We start from the raw sequence: 293 nt of genomic DNA, 5'->3' as shown, positions 1-293 counted from the left end.
CACGTGCTCGAACGCCAAGGCCGCGCCATCTATGGCGTCGACATGAAGATCGTCGATGCAGAAGGCCACGAGTTGCCGTGGGACGGCAAGGCCTTCGGTGACCTGTACGTGCGTGGGCCGTGGATCATCGACAGCTATTTCCGCGGTGACCATTCACCGCTGGTGGACGGCTGGTTCCCGACGGGTGACGTTGCCAATATCGATGCCGACGGCTACATGCAGATCACCGATCGCAGCAAGGACGTGATCAAGTCCGGCGGCGAGTGGATTTCGTCCATCGAGGTGGAGAACGT

Annotated in this window: 1 pseudogene; it reads left to right on the top strand. The window is 60.8% G+C overall.

Annotated elements, in window-relative coordinates:
- Nucleotides 1-293 (top strand): annotated as a pseudogene (locus RVY79_RS18955) (AMP-binding protein); the annotation flags it as partial.

This window comes from Chromohalobacter sp. HP20-39 (assembly GCF_033052815.1).
Classification (GTDB): Bacteria; Pseudomonadota; Gammaproteobacteria; order Pseudomonadales; family Halomonadaceae; genus Chromohalobacter.
Note: the sequence above shows the minus strand (reverse complement) of the source record. Positions and strands in the feature narration are given on the sequence as shown.